A 19,988-nucleotide genomic window follows, 5' to 3' on the forward strand; every position below is an offset into this window, starting at 1 on the left:
CGTGTACCTGTCCACCGTGGACAAGCCCGGCGGGCCGTCCGGGTCCGCGGCCCGCGGCCGCATCGCCGGCACGGTCGTCGCGCTCGGCGCGGTCAGCCTGATCACCGACGTGTCGTCCGAGATGGTCACCGCGGTCCTCCCCCTGTACCTCGTGCTCGGCCTGCACCTGGGCCCGGCCGCGTTCGGCGTGGTCGACGGCCTGTACACCGGCGCGACGGCCCTGCTGCGCCTCGCCGGCGGCTACCTCGCCGACCGGGCCGGCCGCCGCAAGACGGTCGCCGGGGCCGGCTACGCCCTGTCGGCGGTGGCGAAGCTCGGCCTGCTGGCCGCCGGCTCGTCGGTGCCCGGCATCGGCGCCGCGATCGTCGCCGACCGGGCCGGCAAGGGCCTGCGCACCGCGCCGCGAGACGCCCTGATCACCCTGTCGACCCCGCCGGACCGGCTGGGCCGCGCGTTCGGCGTCCACCGCACGATGGACAGCGTCGGCGCGTTCGCCGGCCCGCTGGTCGCGATCGCCGTCCTGGCCGCGGCCGGCGGTCAGGCCTTCGACGCGGTCTTCGTCACCAGCTTCTGCATCGCCCTCCTCGGCGTCCTGGTCCTGGTCCTGTTCGTCCACGAGCCCCGCCACACCCCGGCCCCGCCCGCACCGCCTCCGCCGGCCCCGCAGCCCGCGCCGACCACAGCGGAGCCCGCACCCCCACAGGCCCCGCGACCGATGCCGGCGCCCGTCACGGCCGCGACCGGCCGGCCGCCCGTCTCGGTGCGTGACGCCGCCGGGCTGCTGCGCCGCCGCGAGGTGCGGCTCGTCGTCGCCGCGGCCGTCGTCATGGGCCTGGCCACGATCGGCGACGGCTTCGTCTACCTGGTGCTCCAGCAGCACCACGACCTGGCCACCGGCTGGTTCCCGCTGCTCGCCGTCGGCACCAACCTCGCCTACCTCCTGCTGGCCCTGCCGATGGGCGCCCTCGCCGACCGGATCGGCCGCCGGCGGGTGTGGCTCGGCGGCTTCGGCGCGCTCGCCGCCGTCTACCTGCTGCTGGCGCTGCGGCCCGGCGGCTGGGCCGCGCTCGTGGTCACGGTGGCGCTCTACGGCGCGTTCTACGCCGCGACCGACGGCGTGCTGATGGCCCTGGCCGGGCCGCTGCTCCCGCAGCGGCTGCGCACGACGGGCATCGCGCTCGTGCAGAGCGGGCAGGCGCTGGCATATCTGGCCTCCTCGGTCCTCTTCGGCGTCGCCTGGCAGTGGTGGGGCGCGGGCGCGGCACTGCTCGTCGCGGCAGGGGCGGCGGGCGCCGCGCTCGTCCTCGTGGCCACGATCCTGCACCAGGGGTACGACAAAATCGAAGGACTTGAAGACGCGGCTACCCGGGAGTAACTTGACCGGATGCGCATGGTCGCCCAGCTCCTCGCGGCGGCCGGGATCCTCGCGGAGGGCCTGGTCGTCGGTGGTCTGCTGTTCGTGCTCGGCGGGGTCATCGACGCCTACTCGATGTCGCTCAACGGCGCCGACCCCGCCCACGCCCAGGTCGCGCTCCGGGTCACCGCCGTCGTCCTGGGCCTGGCCCTCGCCGCGCTCGGCGCCTTCCTCGGGCTGGCCGCGCTGCGCCACCGGCCGGCCCGGCGGCTGAGCATGGTCGCGCTGGTCGTGCAGTGCGTCGTGGTCACCGTCGCCGGCGTCGCGCTCGGCTGGGCCGTGTTCCTCGGGGCACTGCTGGTGCTCGGGTTCCTGTTCTGGGTACAGCTGGATGACCAGCCGCTGCAAGCGGATGGCCGATAGACTTCGACCCCGCCGTGCACCGACGCGGTAGCGTGTCGCCGGAACGAGCGGCGCGAGAGGGGTTCCGGCGTGGAGCAGGTCAGGGTCGGCCGGCGGGTCGGGCGGGCGCTCGGCCGCATGCTGCGGCCGTTTCAGCCGCCGGAGCACCTGCCGCAGATGCTGCCCAGCCCCGACCGTGACGGAGCGATCGTCGACTGTGCGCTCTACGTGCGCGGCGTGCGGCAGCCCGGCCGGCCCACGTTCGCGGAGGCGGTCGAGGCGGCCCGGCGCCGCCGCAACGGCTTCGTGTGGCTGGGCCTGTTCGAGCCGAGCTGGGCACAGTTCGCCGGGGTCGCCGACCTGCTCGGCATCGACGAGCTGACCGTCGAGCAGACCCTCGCGGCCGACCGGCGGCCCGGCCTGGAGCAGCGCGGCGACGTGACCGTGCTGACCGTGCGCACCGCGCGGTACGTCGATCACGCCGAGCTCACGGCCACCTCCGAGGTCGTCGACACCGGCGCGGTGACGCTGATCATCGGGCGGCACTTCGTGGTAAGCGTGCGGCACGGCGCGGCCGGCGCGCTCGCCGACGTGCGCGAGCAGCTGCAGGGGCGGCCGGCGCTGCTCGTGCACGGACCGTGGGCGGTCGGCTACGCGGTGATCGAGCGCATGGTCGAGCTGTACCACGACGTCGCCACCCACGTCGAACGCGACGTCGAGAAGCTCGAGGAGACCGCGTTCCTGCGCGTCGGCGGCTGCGACGTCCAGCAGATCTACCAGCTCAAGCGCGAGCTCGTCGAGTTCAAGCGCGCGGTGCTGCCGCTGCAGCCGCCGCTGAAGCGCGCCACGGAGACCCCGGTCGACATGCCGCCCGCCCTCAAGCAGTACTTCCAGGACGTCCACGGCCGGCTGCTCCAGGTCGTGGAGCGCGTCGGGTCGTACAACGAGCTGCTCGACTCGATCCTGCAGGCCCGGCTGGCCCAGGTCGGCCTCGACCAGAACAACGACATGCGCAAGATCGCGGCGTGGGCCGCCATCGCCGCCATGCAGACTGCCATTGCCGGCATCTACGGCATGAACTTCGGCAACATCCCCGGGCTGAACTGGCAGTGGGGGTTTGCCACGGTACTGCTGGTGATGCTCACCGGCGCGCTCGTGCTCCACCGGCTGTTCCGCCGGTCCGGCTGGCTGTAAGGACGCTGCGATGACGACGACGCCCGAGTACCTGCTGCCGGCGAAGCTGCCCAGCCCGGCCCCCCGCGAACGGCCCGGCGGGCCGGTCGGCCGCTGGCTGCTGGCCAACCGGGTGGCACCGGTCGGCCCGGAGAGCGACGAGTCGCACGCCAAGCCGCAGGCCTGGTGGAAGGTCATGACGCTGACCGGCGTCGACTACTTCTCCACCCTGTCCTACCTGCCGGCCATCGCCGCGCTGGCCGCCGGCGCGCTGTCGCCGCTCGCGACGCTGCTCATCGTCGCGCTGACGCTGCTCGGGATGCTCCCGATGTACCGCCGCGTCGCCAAGGAGAGCCCGCACGGCCAGGGCTCGGTGGCGATGCTGGAGAACCTGCTGCCGTTCTGGCGCGGCAAGCTGTTCGTGCTGGTCCTGCTCGGGTTCGTGGCCACCTCGTGGATCATCACGATCACCCTGTCGGCCGCCGACGCCTCGGTCCACATGATCGAGAACCCGGTGTTCCCGCACTTCCTGCACGGCCACGAGGTGCTCGTCACGGTCGTGCTGCTGCTCATCCTCGGCTTCGTGTTCCTGCTCGGCTTCAGCGAGGCGGTCGCCGTCGCGATCCCGCTCGTCGCGGTGTTCCTGCTGCTCAACGCGGTCATCGTGGTCGTCGGGTTCGTCGACGTGTTCACCACGGCCGGCGCGCTGTCGAACTGGCAGCACGCGCTCACCACCGAGCACGGCAGCGGCGTGGGGTCGCTGATCCTGCCCGCGCTGATCGCGTTCCCGTCGCTGGTGCTGGGCCTGTCCGGGTTCGAGACCGGGGTCAGCATGATGCCGCTCGTCGCCGCCGACGGCCGGACCGACGAGGAGCGCCGCGCCTCCCGGCTGCGCAACACCAAGAAGCTGCTCACCGTGGCCGCCGCCATCATGTCCGTGTACCTCGTGGCGACGAGCTTCATCACGACCGTGCTCATCCCGCACGAGAAGTTCGAGGCGGGCGGCGAGGCGAACGGGCGCGCGCTGGCGTACCTGGCGCACGAGAAGCTCGGCGAGATGTTCGGCACGGTCTACGACATCAGCAGCGTGCTGATCCTCTGGTTCGCCGGCGCGTCGGCGATGGCCGGACTGATCAACATCATTCCGCGCTACCTCCCGAGCTACGGCATGGCGCCGGAGTGGGGCCGCGCCGTCCGCCCGATCGTCATCGTCTACACGGCCATCAGCATCGGCATCACGATCGCGTTCGGCGCCGACGTCAACGCGCAGGCCGGCGCCTACGCGACCGGCATCCTGGCCATGATGGTCTCCGGCGCCGTCGCGGTCACCATCTCGGCCGCCCGCGCGAAGCAGCGCCTGGCGACGGTGATGTTCACCGTCCTGACGCTGATCCTGCTGTACGCCCTGGGCGCCAACGTCGTCGAGAAGCCCGACGGCATCGCGATCTCGGCGGTGTTCATCGCCGGCATCGTGCTCGTCTCCCTCGTCTCCCGGGCGTCCCGCACGACCGAACTGCGCGCCGACGGCATCGAGCTCGACGACGAGGCGCGCCGCTTCGTCACCGAGTCGATCGAGCACGACGGCGAGCTGAACATCGTCGCCAACCGCCGGCAGGCCGGCGACGCCGCCGAGTATGAGACGAAGGAGGCCGAGCAGCGCGGCCTCAACCCGGTCCCGGGCCGCGCCGACGTGCTGTTCCTGGAGGTGACGGTGGTCGATCCGTCGACGTTCAGCGGCACCCTCACGGTCCACGGCGTCGACGTGGGCGGCTTCCGCGTGCTGCGCACCGAGAGCCCGGCCGCCCCGAACGCCATCGCCGCGATCCTGCTCGCCCTGCGCGACGCGACGGGTGTGCGGCCGCACGCGTACTTCGAGTGGGCCGAGGGCAACCCCCTGGGCCACCTGTTCCGCTACCTCATCCTGGGCCGCGGCGACACGGCCCCGGTGGTCCGCGAGATCATCCGCTCGGCGGAGCCGGACCCGGCCAGGCGCCCCGGCATCCACGTCGGCGGCTGATCCCGCGCGATCACTGGCGCTCCAGCGCGCGCAGCTGGGCGAGGATCGACTCGTCGGTGATCTTCTCGTCCTCGGCGAGGAGGAGGACCTTGCTCAGCACGACGCTCGTCACCCGGTCGTCGTCGGCGAACGGGAGGAACAGGCGGCCGTGGCGGGTCGCGCCGAACGAGCGCGGCACCACGCACAGGTAGCCGCCGGGCTCCACGTGGATGCTGCCGCTGTTGAGGTGGACACGGTACCGCGCGCGGCTGCCGCGAACGACCGCCGTCACTCCCTCGACATCGACGTTCGCCAGTCCCAGGGTGCGGATCAGCACGCCCAGCAGCTGGGCGCGACTCTCCGCCTGCAGCGGCGACGCGTACCCGTCCGGGTCCGTCCCGGCGACCGACACCACGAGGTCGAGGTCGCGCATGAGCTCGGAGAACACGACCGGGTGCGCGCTTTCCAGGGGTGCCGGAGCCTTGTCACGCAGCAGGGCGACGTCGCCGAACAGGACGTCGCCCCGGCCGAAGTAGCCGTGGTAGTCGCACCGCAGGGCGGCGGTCAGGCCCGGGCCGGCGGGCTTCGCGACCTGGGGGTCGTCGTACGAGTCGCGGATCGTCCAGCCGCGCGCCGACAGCAGCTGCCCGGCGACCTTCCCGTCGACGCGGTGCCCGGCGAACCTTGCCGAGCTGGTGACGGCCTCGCGCTCCGCGGGCGTCAGCAGGTACAGCTCCCGGAACGCCTGCTTGACGGGCTGCCGGACCCGCCGGTGGACGATCTCGGCCTGCCACTGCGCGAGCAGGCCGCGCTCGAAGAGGTGGAACGGGTGGACCGCCGTCAATGTGGTGGCGACATCGACGTCGGCGAGCATCCCGAGCGTGCCGTGCTCGTCGAGCCAGAGCAGGTCGGGCAGCATCGCCGCGCCGGACGGGAGCCGGAGCAGGTCTTCGAGCTCGACGGGGGTCACCGTGCCGCCGGTGGCGACGAGCCGTTCCAGGAACCCGGTGCGCAGCCGCCGGGCCTGGTCCCGCAGGCGTTCCTGCCGCTCGCGCAGGTCGGCGTAGCCGGGATCGCGGCGCACCTCGGCCGGCACGGACTTCAGTGGCCGGCCGGCCTTGACGACCTCGATGACGGCGTCGGCCCCGTCGGCGCGGACCGTCGCCGTGTACGGCCCGACGCGCAGCTCGGCGGTTTCCTGCGCGATCCCGGCTTCACAGAACCGTTCCAGCAGGCCGGCGTCGGCGAACCCGGCCACCTGCGCGAGGTGGTCGAGCGCGACGTCGATCGCGGCGGCGTGGCTGTGCCGCCGGTTGGGGCCGAGCTTGGCGCCCCGTTTGGCGACCTCCCGCAGGTGCGCGTAGCGCTGGGAAACCGTTTCCCCGTCGGTGAGCGGCAGCAGGCCGTACGCGGCGATCCCGTCGAGGGCGTTGTGCTTGACCCGCTTCTCCACGGCGGCCCGGTTCGTGCCGAGCGCGGCGCCGACCGCTTCGCTGGGCGTCAGCGTGAGCAGCGCCCGCGTTCCGTCGTCTCCCGCCCGTTCCGCGGCGTCGCGGATCTCGGAAACGTCGTACCGGTGCGGTCCGTGCCCCTCGCCCCGCGTCTCCACCGCCGCGATCCGGCAGATCCGGAACAGCGGGATCGCCGTTTCCAGGCCGAGCACCGGCAGGATCATCTCGGCGTCGCCGGCCGGTAACCGCAGCCGGAACGCGTCGACCGCGGTTTCCCGCGGTCGCGCAGCCAGCCAGGAGACGAGCTCCAGCCGCTCCGCGTCGGTCAGCTCCGCCCCACCGAGCAGGATCACGGTGTCCCGGTCGGACCCCGCGGACCCAGCGGACCCCGCAGGCCCGGCAGGGCCGGGGTCGAGGGCGCGCAGCACGAACCGGAGGCCGCGCGGGCGCCCGAGCTCGGACCGCCGGTCCGCCGGCCAGTCGCCGCGCCAGACGACCTCGTCCAGGACGTCCCGGACGAAGGACGAGCAGCCGGCCGGGTCCGTACTCGCGACCGCCGTCCACAGGTACCGGTGCTGCCGGAGCGCGCGCTGCACCGTCGGGACATCCAGGGCGCCGGCCGCGTACAGCGCGTCCAGCACCTGGCGGGCCACGTGCGGGGTCAGGGACTGGAACGGGTTGTCGAGGATCAGGTGCAGCAGGCGCACGTCGCCGGCGGCGACGGCGCGCTCGGCGAGGGGCTCGGGGCGGAACCACCGGTCCTCGACGAGCTTCGCCAGCAGTTCGCGGCGCGCCGGGACCGGCCACGGCACGTCCAGGAGGTCGGCCGGATCGGTGGGATCGGTGACCGGGAACACGCGGTCGTACACGGCGTCGAGGGACTCGACGATGTCGCGGACGTTCCAGCGCAGATGGCCGCCGATGCTGCGGTCGCCGGCCGCGAGGTGCTCGAGGATCTCGGCGGCCAGCGTACGTAACGTGGACCGGTCGGCGTCCGCGGCCCGGGTCGCCAGGTCGCCGAGGACGGCGCGGTGCTGGGCGAGCGCCTGGCGGTACTGCTCCGGCACCTCGAACGGCGCGCTCATCCGCCGGCCAGCGGGGTCAGGCGCAGGAACAGCACCGGCTCGTCCGGGCGGAGCGGGACCGGGTCGTCGAGGCGTTCGAGCTGGCGGCCGCCGGCGAAGACGACGAAGACGCCCCGCTCGAACGCGCGCCGGGCCCGGGCCGCCTCGACCACCGGGTCGGGGCCGGGCCGCCCGCCGTCGCCGCGCGGCTGGGACAGGCGAACCACGCCCGTCAGGGACTGCGCCTGGACGTCCTCCGGCGACAGGTACTGCCGGTCCAGCGCCGCGCGGCAGCGCTCCCCGTCCGCGGCCAGGAGGCGGATCTGTTCCCGCACGGCGAGGTCGATCAGCTCGCCGGCCGTGAGGTCGCCGTCGACCGCGATCCGCGCCACCGGTAAGTCGTCGCGTCCGCGTCCGGGAACCTTCACCTGTACTTCGACGAGCACCACGACATCCTAGGCCCACGGAAACGCGGCGTCCGATCGCCGCCAGACCGGCCTGGGAAAACGGGGCAGGCTTCAGATTATGAACAACGCACTTGGCGGCAAGGTGGCGCTCGTGACGGGTGGCAGCCGCGGGATCGGGAAAGCGGTTGCCGAGCGGCTTGCCGGAGACGGGGCCGACGTCGCGATCACCTATCAGGAGAACCGGGAACGGGCCGAGGCCGTCGCCGACGGGATCCGCGCACAGGGGCGGCGGGCCGTCGCCGTCCGGGCCGACAGCGCCGACCCCGCCGCCGTCATCACCGCGGTCGAGCAGGTCGCCGGGGAGCTCGGACGGCTCGACATCCTCGTCAACAACGCCGGCGCGTTCCTGCTCGGGCCGCTGGAGGAGCTGACGCTGGAGGCCTTCGAGCAGACCGTGGCGGTCAACGTGCGGGCGCCGTTCGTCGCGGCGCAGGCCGCGGTCCGGCACATGCCGGCGGGCGGCCGGATCATCAACATCGGCTCCAACGTGGCCGAGCGCGCCGTGTTTCCCGGCTTCTCGCTGTACAGCACGAGCAAGACCGCACTCATCGGACTGACGAAGGCCCTCGGGCGGGAGCTCGGGCCGAGGGCCATCACCGTGAACCTGGTGAACCCGGGACCGACCGACACCGACCTCAACCCGGCGGACGGCCCGAACGCCGAGGTCATCAACGGTTTCACCGCGCTCGGCCACTACGCGGCACCGTCCGACGTGGCCGCCGCGGTGGCGTTCCTGGCCAGCCCGGACGGCCGCTACATCACCGGCGCGACGGTCAACGTCGACGGCGGTTTCACCATCTGAGCCGCCTGAGCCGTCTGATCCATCCACAACCGTGGAACTTTCACGGTTTTACCCGGCGTTTGAACATCATCTTTGGCACAGCCGGGCTTCGGTCCCGAACATGGCGCGTACCTGTTCGAGGAAGGAGCCCGCCTTGCCCATCACTGCGCGACGCGCTGCGGTGCTGGTGCTCGGACTGGTGGCGGCGCTGCTCGTCGCGCCGTCGCCGGCCCGGGCGCACGGGGTCGCGATGGCCCCAGGCAGCCGCACCTATCTGTGCTATGTGGACGGTCTGCGGTCCAACGGCCAGATCATCCCCACCAACCCGGCGTGCGCCGACGCCGTCGCCCAGGGCGGCCAGCAGCCGCTCTACGACTGGTTCGGCGTGCTGCGCTCCGACGCCAACGGCCGTACCACCGGGTTCATCCCGGACGGCCAGATCTGCGGCGCCGGCACCACGAAGTACGCCGCGTACAACGCCGCCCGCACCGACTGGCCCACCACCCACCTGACCGCCGGGTCGACGATCCAGCTGCGCTACAGCAACTGGGCCGCGCACCCCGGCACGTTCCACGTGTACATCACCAAGAACGGCTGGAACCCGACCACTCCGCTCGCGTGGGGTGACCTGGAGTCGTTCTGGAGCTCGACCGACCCGCCGCAGTCCGGCCCGGCCGGCGGCCTCAACTACTACTACTGGAACACCACGCTGCCGGCCGGCAAGTCCGGGCGGCACATCCTGTACATCCAGTGGGTCCGCTCGGACAGCCAGGAGAACTTCTTCAGCTGCTCCGACGTCGTCTTCGACGGCGGTAACGGCGAGGTGACGGGCATCGGCGGTACCACCAACCCCTCACCCTCGGCGTCCGTCTCGTCGTCGCCGTCGCCGCGTCCCTCGGTCTCCACGTCACCGTCGGCCTCACCGTCGGCGTCACCGTCGGCATCGCCGTCCGGCGGCACCGGCACCGGCGGCTGCACCGCGACCTGGAAGATCATCCCGTCCAGCTGGGCCGGGCACTTCCAGGCCGAGGTCACCGTGAAGAACAACGGCACCGGAACCCTCAACGGGTGGACGGTCCGCTGGACGTACCAGAACGGGCAGGGCTTCGAAGGCTCACCGTGGAACGGCACCGTCGTCAGCCAGCCGCCGAACGTGGCGGTGAAGAACGTCGACTGGAACCGCGTCCTCGGGCCCGGGGCGAGCACCTCGTTCGGCTTCAACGCCACCGGCACGGCCCCCGCGACCGCGCCGACCCTCACCTGCACCAGTCCCTGACCCGTCTCCCTGATCCGTCACTGAAGGGCGCCCGATGTCCCTGCGTCTCCGTTTCGCTCTCGGTCTGATCGCTGTCGCCGCGATGTTGGCGGTGCTCGTCATCGTGACGCGCACGCCGAGCGAGCCGGCGCCGCAGCAGGACGTCGTGCACTCGGTCACCGGGACGTTGGGCGCCCGGCAGGAGGTCCAGCTGGAGGTGGTCAGCGGCGCCGAGTCGGTGATCATCCACAGCGAGGCCATGGAGGGGTACCTGTACCGCGCCTCCACCCTGCCGGGCAGCCGGGTCGAGCCCGTCGTCGAGGACACCGGCCAGGCGATCAGGCTCAGCCTCACCGGCACCGAGGTCGCCGGCCAGGCGACGGTCCACGTGTACCTCAACAACACCGTCCGCTGGCAGCTCAAGCTGGCCGGCGGCGGGCTGCGCCAGGTGGTCGACTTCGCGACCGGCCGCCTGGCCGGCATCGACGTGGTCGCCGGCGTGCAGGAGCTGGAGGTCACCGTCCCGAAGCCGGAGGGCACCATGCCGATCCGCGTCGGTGGCGTCGGCCGCCTGGCCGTGCACGCCCCGAACGGCCCGCCGGCCCAGCTCACGCTCGGCGCCGGCTGCACGGTCGGCGAGCTGCGCCTCGACGACCAGGCCAAGCAGAACCTGACCGCGGGCACGGTCGTCGCCGGGGCCGGCTGGGCCACCGCAACCGACCGTTACGCGCTGCAGGTCGACGGAGGAGCCGCCACGGTACAGCTGGATCGCCGGCCCGGCCCGTAAGGGCCTATGCCCGGCGTTTGACCAGGTGGAGGGCGACGAAGAACAGCCAGCCCGCCAGCGGCAGCTCGACCAGGGCCCCGGTCGCGATGCTCACCCAGCGGTCGGGGCCGGACGCGGTCATGACGTCGAACCAGGCGTCGCACGCCAGCAGCGTGCCGCTCACTGCGGCGGCCAGGATGACGATCCGCCGGCGGCGCAGGGCGGCCCAGGCGGTCAGGGCGAGCGCGGCGCCGAGCACGACGTCGAAGCCGATCCAGGTGGCCCGCCAGTGCCCGGCGAGGTACCGCGGCGGCAGCGTCGCGGCCAGGATCGCGATCCACGGGATCATGACCGCGCTGGCGACCGCCGACACGACGACGAACCGCAGCCGGGCACGCTCCTGCGCGAGGGTCCGGACCGGCGGAGCGAGGCCGGCGAGCCGGCGGGCCAGGTCGGCCCGCTCGGCTGGCCCCAGCTCGTCGAGCTGGCGGTCGGAGATCACGTGTCCCGACGATAGCGCGCGCTTCGTTACCGTCCGCGGTCGGCCCGGTACTTTGCGACGAGCGTCGAGGTGGACGAGTCCAGGCCGGGGATCTCGGCGCCCTCGGTGAGGGCCGGCTCGATCCGCTTGGCGAGGACCTTGCCGAGCTCGACGCCCCACTGGTCGAAGGAGTCGATGTCCCAGATCGCCCCCTGGACGAAGACCTTGTGCTCGTACAGCGCGATGAGCTGGCCGAGGACCGACGGGTTCAGCTCGCCGGCCAGGATCGTCGTCGTCGGGCGGTTGCCGCGGAACGTGCGGTGCGGCACCTCGTCGCCGGCCACGCCTTCGGCGGCCACCTGATCGGCGGGCTTGCCGAACGCGAGGGCCTGGCCCTGCGCGAACATGTTGGCCATCAGCAGGTCGTGCTGGCCGGCCAGGTCGGCGAGCTCGGCGACCGGGCGGGCGAAGCCGATGAGGTCGGCCGGGATGAGCGCGGTGCCCTGGTGGATGAGCTGGTAGTAGGCGTGCTGGCCGTTGGTGCCGGGCGTGCCCCAGACGATCGGCCCGGTCTCCCACTCGACGGGCTTGCCGTCGCGGGCGACGGACTTGCCGTTCGACTCCATGTCGAGCTGCTGGAGGTAGGCGGTGAACCGCGAGAGGTAGTGGCTGTACGGCAGGACGGCGTGCGTCTGCGCGTCGTGGAAGTCGCGGTACCAGATGCCGAGCAGGCCCAGCAGCAGCGGCGCGTTCTGCTCGGGCGGGGCGGTGCGGAAGTGCTCGTCCATGAGGTGGAACCCGTCGAGCATCTGGCGGAAGCCGGCCGGGCCGAGCGCGATCATCAGCGACAGGCCGATGGCCGAGTCGTACGAGTAGCGGCCGCCGACCCAGTCCCAGAACTCGAACATGTTCGCCGTGTCGATGCCGAACCGGCTGACCTCGCCGGCGTTGGTGGACACCGCGACGAAGTGCTTGGCCACCGCGGACTCGTCGCCGAGCCGCTCGATCAGCCAGCGGCGGGCGGCGGTCGCGTTGGTGATCGTCTCGATCGTGGTGAACGTCTTCGACGAGATGATGAACAGGGTCGTCGCCGGGTCGGCGGCGCGCAGGGCCTCGTGCAGGTCGGCGCCGTCGACGTTGGAGACGAAGTGGAAGGTGAGGCCGCGGTCGGTGTACGCGCGCAGGGCCTCGTACGCCATCGCCGGGCCGAGGTCGGAGCCGCCGATGCCGATGTTGACGATCGTGGTGATCCGCTCGCCGGTGTGGCCCTTCCACGCACCTTCGCGAACGCGGTCGGCGAAGGCCGCCATGCGGTCGAGCACCGCGTGGACCTTCGGCACGACGTTCTCGCCGTCGACCTCGATCACGGCGTCGCGGGGCGCGCGGAGGGCGACGTGGAGCACGGCCCGGTGCTCGGTGAAGTTGATCTTATCGCCGTGGAGCATGGCGTCGCGCAGCTCGGCCACCCGCCGGGCGGCGGCCAGGTCGCGCAGCAGCGTGAGGGTCTCGTCGGTGACGAGGTGCTTGGCGTAGTCGAGGTAGAGGTCGCCGACCTGCAGCGAGTAGCGCCGGCCGCGGTCCGCGTCGGCGGCGAAGAGGTCGCGCAGGTGGACCTCTCCGAGCTCGGCGCGGTGCTTGGTGAGCGCCGCCCACTCGGGCAGATGGTTGAGCCGAGACATCAGGGAACTCCTAGCTCAGTCAGCACTGTCCCCGTGATTCTGCCTGTTTCGCCGCCGTCTCGTCCCTGATGTCGCGATCTTGCCCGGATGGCGCGGGATGAACCGGACATTACCGGCGTGTTTGGACGCCGGTCTCCGGCTGCCCGATCACGGCGACCTCCGGCTCGGTGCGGGAGCGGCGCCAGCCCTCGAACACCGCGACGGCGACCGCGACGGCGACGATCGTCAGCACCGGGACGGTCGGGACGTCGAAGAGCTTCAGCGCGCTCGCGAGCAGCACGATGATCAGTGCCGCCCGGACCACGCCGGCCGGCGCCCGCGACGACAGCCGGGCGCCGATCAGCACGCCCGGCACCGAGCCGAGCAGCACCGCGCCGGCCAGGTCGAGCTGCAGGTCGCCGAAGATCGCGTGGCCCAGGGCCGCCGCCGCGACGAGCGGGATGGCCTGCACGAGGTCGGTACCGACGAGGTCGTTCGCGCGCAGCATGGGGTACAACGCCAGGAGGATCACGATGATCAGCGATCCGGAGCCGACGGACGTCATGCCCACGACGAGGCCGCCGAGCGCCCCGAGCAGCACGGTGGGCACCGGCCGCACCTCGACGTCCGTGATCGCGCCGGTGGCCTGCGTCGAGCGGCGGCTGTACGTCTTGTAGAGCAGGCCGCCCACCGCGAGCAGCAGCGCGACCCCGAGCGCGACCTTCACGACCTGCTGCACGCCGTCGCCGCCGCCGAGCGCCCGCATGAGCAGCACCCCGGCGAACGCGCTCGGCACGCTGCCCAGGCACAGCCAGCGCACCAGCGCCCAGTTCACGGTGCCCCGGCGGGCGTGGACCCAGCCGCCGAACGGCTTCATCACCGCGCTCGCCGCCAGGTCGCTGGAGACCGCCGCAAGCGGGGGCACGCCGAAGAACAGCACCAGGATCGGCGTCATCAGCGCGCCGCCGCCCATGCCGGTGAGCCCGACGATCACGCCGACGCCGAGCCCGGCCAGGGCCATCACGGGGTCCATCCGGGGAAGTCTGCCGACCGGTGGGACCGGTGTCCATTTTCCCGAGTGAAAAAGTGGGTATGAGCACCGCCGGGTCGCCCGCTACGGTGTCCGCATGGACGTGCGGGGGCAGGTTCGGGTCGTTTACGCGGCGGTCGCCACGGCCGCGCTGTTGCTCGCCGTCGATGTCGCGCTGTCCGCGGCGGCCCTGCACAACCTGTCCGGCCTCGACCTGCGGATGGTCTCCGACCAGCAGCTGCGCCAGGTGCGCATCGACATGATCAACAATCTGGTCGTGACGGCGGTCGGCGCGCTCGTCGTCGGGGTGCTCGTGCTGGTCGTGCGCACGCCGTCGAACAAGGTGCGGGTGGCCCTGTGGACGCTCGGGCCGCTGATCGCGCTGGCCCTGCTCTGCGGGCTGGTCGGCGGGCCGGAGTGGGCGGTCGCGCCGACCGGCGATGAGCCGCAGCAACTGCGCGACGAGTATGAGCAGGCGGTCCCGGGCTGGTACGTCACGCTCCACGGGATCGCCGGGCTGCTGGCCGCCGCGCTGCTGATCTTCGCCGCCGTGTTCGTCACCCGGACCGGCATGCGCGAGTACTATCTGGACAACGTGGACGGCACGCGGTACCGCTCCTGGGTCGACCGCGCCTAAAGTGTCGCCGTGACGCAACCGCCGCCGCCCCCCGGCCCGCGCCCGCCCGAGTGGCAGCGCCCCCAGGTCCCGCCCGGCGGCTACCAGGTGCCTCCCGGGCCGGTGGCCAAGCGCATCCCGGAGGACCTGCCCTTCGTCGTGCGCCACAGCAAGCTCAAGCGGGCGGCCGTCATGGTCCCGATCGTGCTGCTCCTGGTCCTGGTGCTGGCCTGCGCGGTCGGCCGGCTGGCGCTGCCCGACGACGCCAACAGCACCAGCGGCGACGCGGTCGCCGTGGCCTTCTTCACGCTGTGCCTGCTGCTGGTCTTCGGCGCGGCCGTCACGCTGCAGATCGCGCTGGTCACCTCGGGCGGCCCGGTGCTGGCGGCGGGCCCGGCCGGCCTGTGGATCAAGACCCGCCCGACCCGCGGCCAGGCCATCTGGCTGCCCTGGGAGGGCGTCGAGCGGATCTCCCGGCGCCGCTGGGGCCTGGAGCGGCTGCTGGTGGTCACGCCCCGGGACCCGCGCGCCGAGGGTAACCTGGGCGTGTTCACGGCCGTCGACGCGAGCCTGCTGAAGCTGTTCTACGGCTCCGGCTTCACCGCCCCGCTGACCTTCGCAGACCGCCGTGAGAGCGAGATCATGACCGCGATCACGCAGCTGAGCGCCGGCCGGATTCCGATCACATAGTACCGCCGGTGCGCGCGCCGACGCGGTTTTGTCGTACGTCAGGCGTACATTTCCGGACGGTCGGCCGCGTTTCGGCAACCGACCGCGGCGGGCACCACACCCGGCGAGGGGCCGACGGAATTGTCAGTGGGTGCGGCTACGCTCGCGGCAGCACAGCGTCCAGACATGGGAGAGCATCGAGTTGACCGCACAACCCGAGACCTTGTACGGGGCAGACGACCTCACGCTCCTCGAGGGGCTCGACGCCGTCCGCAAGCGCCCGGGCATGTACATCGGCTCGACCGACAGCCGGGGCGTCGCCCACCTGTTCACCGAGATCGTCGACAACTCCACCGACGAGGGCATCGCCGGGCACGCCACCCGGGTCGAGGTGACGCTGCACGCCGACGGCTCCGTCCAGGTGGACGACGACGGCCGCGGCATCCCGACCGACGTGCACGCCAAGTCGGGGATGTCCGGCGTCGAGCTGGTGCTGACCCGGCTGCACGCCGGCGGCAAGTTCGGCGGCTCCGGCTACAAGACCTCCGGCGGCCTGCACGGTGTGGGCGCCTCCGCGGTCAACGCGCTGTCCACGCGCTTCGACGTCACCGTCCGGCGCGACGGCAAGGTCCACCACATGTCGTTCCAGCACGGCGTGCCGGGCGAGTTCGACGGGCAGGGCGCCGGCGCCAAGTTCACCCGCCGCGGCGGGCTGACCGTGCAGGGCCGGATGAAGCGCGGTTCGTCGAGCGGCACCTCGACCCGTTACTGGCACGACCCGCGCTACTTCGAGACCGCGGCGGCGCTGGACATCGAGGTCGTGCGGGCCAAGCTGCGCAACACGGCGTTCCTGGTCCCCGGCGTCACGTATGTGCTGAAGGACGCCACCCAGGGCGCGATCACCACCGAGACGTTCCACTACCCCCACGGCCTGTCCGACATGGTGGAGTTCCTGGCGCCGAGCGGCGACAAGCCGGTCTGCGGCACGCTGCTCATCAACGGCGAGGGGCAGTACAAGGAGAACGCCGCCGACGAGAACGGCGTGATGAAGGCCAACGTCGAGCGGCGGGCCGAGGTCGAGATCGCGCTGCGCTGGGGCACCGGCTACGAGCGCGTCGTCGAGTGCTTCACCAACACCATCCGCAACATGCACGGTGGCACGCACCGGCGCGGCTTCGAGCGCGGCGCGCTGCGGGCCCTGGCCGACGCGATCCGCAACACGCGCGGCCTGCTGCGCCCCAAGGAGGACCTGCCGACGATCGAGGACGTGCTGGAGGGCATGACCGCGGTCATCCACGTGCGCATCCCCGAGCCGCAGTTCACCTCGCAGACCAAGGACGAGCTGTCCACCGCCCCGGTGACGCGGGTCGTGCAGCAGGTCGTCGAGCAGCAGCTCAAGGCCTGGGTCGAGGCCCGCAAGACCAAGGTCGAGGCGCGCACGGTGCTGCAGAAGATCGTCGACGCGGCCCGGGTGCGGCTCACCCAGAAGCAGCAGAAGGACGCGGCCCGGCGCAAGACGGCCCTGGAGGGCGCGTCGATGCCGGCGAAGCTGGTCGACTGCCGCTCCACCGGCGTCAAGCGCAGCGAGCTGTTCATCGTCGAGGGTGACAGCGCGCTCGGCACCGCCCGGATGGCCCGCTCCTCGGAGTATCAGGCGCTGCTGCCGATCCGCGGCAAGATCCTCAACGTGCAGAAGGCCAACATCCAGCAGGTCCTCGACAACGCCGAGTGCTCGGCGATCGTGCAGGTCCTCGGGGCCGGCTCGGGCCGCACCTTCGACCTCGACACGATGCGCTACGGGCGGATTCTGATCATGGCCGACGCCGACGTCGACGGCTCGCACATCCGCACGCTGCTCATCACGCTGTTCGCGAAGTACATGCGCCCGGTCATCGCCGACGGCCGGCTCTACGCCGCCGTCCCGCCGCTGCACAAGATCGTCACCAAGGGGCGCAACCCCGAGACGATCTACACCTACACCCAGGCCGAGATGACGAGCACCGTGGCCCGGCTGGAGAAGTCCGGCAAGCAGGTCGTGACCCCGATCCCCCGGTTCAAGGGTCTGGGCGAGATGGACGCCGACGAGCTGTGGGACACCACGATGAACCCGGCGACCCGCGCCGTGCGCCGCATCACGCTCGACGACGCCGACGCCGCCGAGGAGGTGCTCGAGCTGCTCATGGGTGAGCGGGTCGAGCCCCGGCGCAACTGGCTCATCGACTCCGCCGCCCGGGTCGACCAAGACACCATCGACGCCTGAGCCCGGAAGGTCACCAACCCCAGATGGCACGCAAGACCACCAAGGCCGTCAAGGCCGACCTGTCCGCTTTCGATCAGGCCGGCGCGCGGGTGCTGGACAACCCGCTCGTCACCGAGGTCGAGGACTCGTATCTCGAGTACGCGTACTCGGTCATCCACTCCCGCGCCCTGCCCGACGCGCGCGACGGCCTCAAGCCCGTGCACCGGCGCATCCTCTTCTCGATGAGCGAGCAGGGCCACCGGCCCGACCGCGGCCACGTCAAGTCGTCCCGCGTCGTCGGTGACGTCATGGGTAAGTACCACCCGCACGGCGACGCCGCGATCTACGACGCGATGGTCCGCATGGCGCAGGACTTCTCGCTCAACGTGCCGCTCATCGACGGCCACGGCAACTTCGGCTCGCCGGACGACGGGCCCGCCGCCTCGCGGTATACCGAGGCCCGCATGTCCCGCGAGGCGATGCTGCTCGTCGGCGAGCTCGACGAGGGCACCGTCGACTTCCGGCCCAACTACGACGGTTCCCTCGAGGAGCCGTCGGTGCTGCCGGCCGCGTTCCCCAACCTGCTGGTCAACGGCTCGTCCGGCATCGCCGTCGGCATGGCGACCAACATGATCCCGCACAACCTCGGCGAGGTCGTCGCCGCCGCCCGCTGGCTCATCAACCACCCGACGGCGACGCTCGACAAGCTCATGGAGTTCGTCCCCGGCCCCGACCTGCCCACCGGCGGCCTGCTCCTCGGGCTCGACGAGGTCCGCCGGGCCTACGAGACTGGCCGCGGCGTCGTGCGGATGCGCGGCCGGGTCGAGATCGGCCTGCTCGAGGGCAGCCGTGGCCGGCAGGCGATCACCGTCACCGAGCTGCCGTACGGTATCGGCGCCGAGAAGGTCATCGAGAAGATCACCGACGAGGTCAACAAGACCAAGCGGCTGCAGGGCATCGCCGACGTCAAGGACCTCACCGACCGGGAGAACGGCACCCGCCTGGTCATCGAGTGCAAGGTCGGCGTCAACCCGCAGGCGCTGCTCGCCGACCTCTACCGGCTGACCCCGCTGGAGCAGTCGTTCGGCGTCAACAACCTGGTCCTGGTCGACGGGCAGCCGCGGACGCTGGGCCTCAAGCCGCTGCTGGAGGTGTTCCTCAGCCACCGCTACGAGGTGGTGACCCGGCGCACCGAGTTCCGGCGCAAGAAGCGGCAGGACCGGCTGCACCTCGTCGACGGCCTGCTCATCGCCCTGCTCGACATCGACCGGGTGGTCGCGCTGATCCGCGCCAGCGAGAACGCGGCGGCCGCGAAGGCCGGGCTGATGAGCGAGTTCGGGCTCACCGACGTCCAGGCCACGTACATCCTCGACACGCCGCTGCGGCGGCTCACGCGGTACGACCGGATCGAGCTCGAGGCGGAGCAGCAGCGGCTCAACGAGGAGATCGCCGCGCTGAGCCAGATCCTCGACGACGAGAAGGTGCTCAAGAAGGTCGTCTCCGACGAGCTCGCCGCCGTCGTCAAGGAGCACAACCAGCCGCGCCGCACCACCCTCATCGACGGCGACCTGAAGGAGGTCCTGGCCGCGTCGGTGCCGGCCGGCCCGCTCGAGGTCAGCGACGACCCGTGCCAGGTGCTGCTGTCGGCGACCGGGCTCGTCGCGCGCACCGCCGCCGAGTCGGAGGAGGCACCCGAGGGCAGCCGCAAGGCCGGCCGCGACAAGCACGACGCGGTGCGGGCCGTCGTCCACACCACCGCCCGCGGCCAGGTCCTGCTGGTGACGAGCACCGGCCGGGCGTTCAAGGTCGACGTGCTCCCGCTGCCGGTGCTGCCCGAGCAGCCCGGCACGGTGTCGCTGCGCGGCGGCATGTCGGCCTCCGAGATCGTCCCGCTCCAGGCCGGCGAGACGGTCGTCGGGCTGGCCCCGCTCACGCCCGGCGACTCCCCCGGCCTCGCGCTGGGCACCCGCCACGGCGTGGTGAAGATCTGCGCGCCCGAGTGGCCGGTCCGCGCCGACGAGTTCGAGGTCATCGGCCTGCGCGACGGCGACGAGGTGGTCGGCGCGACCTGGCTGACCGACGGCGCCGAGATGCTGACGTTCGTGAGCACCGACGCGTCCCTGCTGCGCTTCCCGGCGAAGCTGGTCCGCCCGCAGGGCCTCAAGGGCGGCGGCATGGCCGGCATCGCCCTCGCCGACGGCACCCAGGTCCTGTTCTTCGGCGCGGTGACCACCACCGACACCGAGCACGGCGAGCCGATGGTGGTCACGGCCACGATGGGCAACGCGAAGGTCACGCCGTTCCGGCTGTACCCGGCGAAGGGCCGCGCCACCGGCGGCGTGCGCGCCCAGCGCTTCCTGAAGGGCGAGTCCCACCTGGTCCTGGCCTGGGTCGGCCCGCGCCCGGTGGCCGCGAGCACGAAGGGCGACCCGCGCGACCTCCCGGCCGCGGACAGCCGCCGCGACGGCTCGGGCGCCCAGCTGCGCGCCCCGGAACTGGTCGGCCACCTGGTCGAGCGCGGCTGACGCCGCCTGGCTCGTCTTCGGCGCGCGGTGGCTCCACGCCTCCCTCACCGATCCTCCCGCG

The 19,988-nt window shown here is 72.2% G+C and carries 16 protein-coding genes; 11 read left to right on the forward strand and 5 right to left on the reverse strand.

What is annotated here, in order from left to right; all coding sequences use genetic code 11:
• Window position 1 precedes the first annotated feature (1 nt).
• From ABZS66_RS20045 to ABZS66_RS20060, 4 genes are all read left to right on the forward strand, one after another.
• Complete coding sequence (locus tag ABZS66_RS20045) at window positions 2–1,375, forward strand: MFS transporter (RefSeq protein WP_354759661.1); 1,374 nt, start codon at window positions 2–4, stop codon at window positions 1,373–1,375.
• Window positions 1,376–1,384: 9 nt separating this feature from the next.
• Window positions 1,385–1,777: a hypothetical protein gene (locus ABZS66_RS20050; protein WP_354759662.1), complete on the forward strand. Its 393-nt coding sequence runs from the start codon at window positions 1,385–1,387 to the stop codon at window positions 1,775–1,777.
• A gap of 69 nt (window positions 1,778–1,846) precedes the next feature.
• Window positions 1,847–2,950 carry a magnesium and cobalt transport protein CorA gene (locus tag ABZS66_RS20055; RefSeq protein WP_354759664.1) on the forward strand — a complete coding sequence of 368 codons (1,104 nt, stop codon included), beginning with the start codon at window positions 1,847–1,849 and terminating at the stop codon, window positions 2,948–2,950.
• A gap of 10 nt (window positions 2,951–2,960) precedes the next feature.
• Window positions 2,961–4,946, forward strand: a complete 1,986-nt coding sequence (locus tag ABZS66_RS20060; RefSeq protein ID WP_354759666.1) for an amino acid transporter — start codon at window positions 2,961–2,963, stop codon at window positions 4,944–4,946.
• 10 nt (window positions 4,947–4,956) lie between these two features.
• Here ABZS66_RS20060 and ABZS66_RS20065 read toward each other — a convergent pair whose 3' ends face one another.
• Window positions 4,957–7,461, reverse strand: a complete 2,505-nt coding sequence (locus ABZS66_RS20065; RefSeq protein ID WP_354759668.1) for a DUF4132 domain-containing protein — start codon at window positions 7,459–7,461, stop codon at window positions 4,957–4,959.
• Entirely contained in the window at window positions 7,458–7,886 is a 429-nt protein-coding gene (locus tag ABZS66_RS20070) for a hypothetical protein (protein WP_354759670.1), read from the reverse strand. Before ABZS66_RS20070 ends, ABZS66_RS20065 begins: the two co-directional genes overlap by 4 nt.
• A 79-nt stretch (window positions 7,887–7,965) precedes the next feature.
• On the opposite strand from ABZS66_RS20070, the gene ABZS66_RS20075 reads away from it, so the two are divergent.
• The 3 genes from ABZS66_RS20075 (at window position 7,966) to ABZS66_RS20085 (ending at window position 10,730) form a co-directional block, all read left to right on the forward strand.
• Window positions 7,966–8,709 carry a 3-oxoacyl-ACP reductase family protein gene (locus ABZS66_RS20075; protein WP_354759672.1) on the forward strand — a complete coding sequence of 248 codons (744 nt, stop codon included), beginning with the start codon at window positions 7,966–7,968 and terminating at the stop codon, window positions 8,707–8,709.
• 133 nt (window positions 8,710–8,842) lie between these two features.
• Window positions 8,843–9,964: a lytic polysaccharide monooxygenase gene (locus ABZS66_RS20080; protein ID WP_354759674.1), complete on the forward strand. Its 1,122-nt coding sequence runs from the start codon at window positions 8,843–8,845 to the stop codon at window positions 9,962–9,964.
• Window positions 9,965–9,998: 34 nt separating this feature from the next.
• A complete protein-coding gene (locus ABZS66_RS20085) occupies window positions 9,999–10,730 on the forward strand; it encodes a hypothetical protein (protein ID WP_354759676.1) in 732 nt (243 codons plus the stop codon).
• A 4-nt stretch (window positions 10,731–10,734) separates the two neighbouring features.
• Here the strand turns inward: ABZS66_RS20085 and ABZS66_RS20090 are convergent, their stop codons facing one another.
• The 3 genes from ABZS66_RS20090 to ABZS66_RS20100 form a co-directional block, all read right to left on the reverse strand.
• Entirely contained in the window at window positions 10,735–11,211 is a 477-nt protein-coding gene (locus ABZS66_RS20090) for a hypothetical protein (protein ID WP_354759678.1), read from the reverse strand.
• A 26-nt stretch (window positions 11,212–11,237) separates the two neighbouring features.
• On the reverse strand, window positions 11,238–12,869 hold the full coding sequence (pgi, locus tag ABZS66_RS20095; protein WP_354759680.1) for a glucose-6-phosphate isomerase: 1,632 nt from the start codon (window positions 12,867–12,869) through the stop codon (window positions 11,238–11,240).
• A 109-nt stretch (window positions 12,870–12,978) separates the two neighbouring features.
• Window positions 12,979–13,881 (reverse strand): sulfite exporter TauE/SafE family protein, encoded by a 903-nt coding sequence (locus tag ABZS66_RS20100; RefSeq protein WP_354759682.1) that lies wholly within the window; start codon window positions 13,879–13,881, stop codon window positions 12,979–12,981.
• A gap of 94 nt (window positions 13,882–13,975) precedes the next feature.
• Between ABZS66_RS20100 and ABZS66_RS20105 the strand changes: the two genes are divergently transcribed.
• From ABZS66_RS20105 to ABZS66_RS20120, 4 genes are all read left to right on the forward strand, one after another.
• Window positions 13,976–14,515: a hypothetical protein gene (locus ABZS66_RS20105; RefSeq protein WP_354759684.1), complete on the forward strand. Its 540-nt coding sequence runs from the start codon at window positions 13,976–13,978 to the stop codon at window positions 14,513–14,515.
• 9 nt (window positions 14,516–14,524) lie between these two features.
• Window positions 14,525–15,184 (forward strand): hypothetical protein, encoded by a 660-nt coding sequence (locus ABZS66_RS20110; RefSeq protein ID WP_354759686.1) that lies wholly within the window; start codon window positions 14,525–14,527, stop codon window positions 15,182–15,184.
• 181 nt (window positions 15,185–15,365) lie between these two features.
• A complete protein-coding gene (locus ABZS66_RS20115) occupies window positions 15,366–17,423 on the forward strand; it encodes a DNA topoisomerase IV subunit B (protein ID WP_354759688.1) in 2,058 nt (685 codons plus the stop codon).
• A gap of 23 nt (window positions 17,424–17,446) precedes the next feature.
• Window positions 17,447–19,927 (forward strand): DNA topoisomerase IV subunit A, encoded by a 2,481-nt coding sequence (locus ABZS66_RS20120; protein ID WP_354759690.1) that lies wholly within the window; start codon window positions 17,447–17,449, stop codon window positions 19,925–19,927.
• Window positions 19,928–19,988 lie beyond the last annotated feature (61 nt).

The sequence above is a fragment of the Dactylosporangium sp. NPDC005572 genome, from assembly GCF_040605515.1.
In the GTDB taxonomy this organism is placed as follows: domain Bacteria; phylum Actinomycetota; class Actinomycetes; order Mycobacteriales; family Micromonosporaceae; genus Dactylosporangium.

Excerpts from the sequence above, each read along its gene's own strand:
- ABZS66_RS20050 (WP_354759662.1), top strand. The coding sequence starts at position 1,385 with ATGCGCATGGTCGCCCAGCTCCTCGCGGCGGCCGGGATCCTCGCGGAG.
- ABZS66_RS20060 (WP_354759666.1), top strand. The coding sequence starts at position 2,961 with ATGACGACGACGCCCGAGTACCTGCTGCCGGCGAAGCTGCCCAGCCCG.
- ABZS66_RS20065 (WP_354759668.1), bottom strand. The coding sequence starts at position 7,461 with ATGAGCGCGCCGTTCGAGGTGCCGGAGCAGTACCGCCAGGCGCTCGCC.
- ABZS66_RS20075 (WP_354759672.1), top strand. The coding sequence starts at position 7,966 with ATGAACAACGCACTTGGCGGCAAGGTGGCGCTCGTGACGGGTGGCAGC.
- ABZS66_RS20085 (WP_354759676.1), top strand. The coding sequence starts at position 9,999 with ATGTCCCTGCGTCTCCGTTTCGCTCTCGGTCTGATCGCTGTCGCCGCG.
- pgi (WP_354759680.1), bottom strand. The coding sequence starts at position 12,869 with ATGTCTCGGCTCAACCATCTGCCCGAGTGGGCGGCGCTCACCAAGCAC.
- ABZS66_RS20100 (WP_354759682.1), bottom strand. The coding sequence starts at position 13,881 with ATGGACCCCGTGATGGCCCTGGCCGGGCTCGGCGTCGGCGTGATCGTC.
- ABZS66_RS20105 (WP_354759684.1), top strand. The coding sequence starts at position 13,976 with ATGGACGTGCGGGGGCAGGTTCGGGTCGTTTACGCGGCGGTCGCCACG.
- ABZS66_RS20120 (WP_354759690.1), top strand. The coding sequence starts at position 17,447 with ATGGCACGCAAGACCACCAAGGCCGTCAAGGCCGACCTGTCCGCTTTC.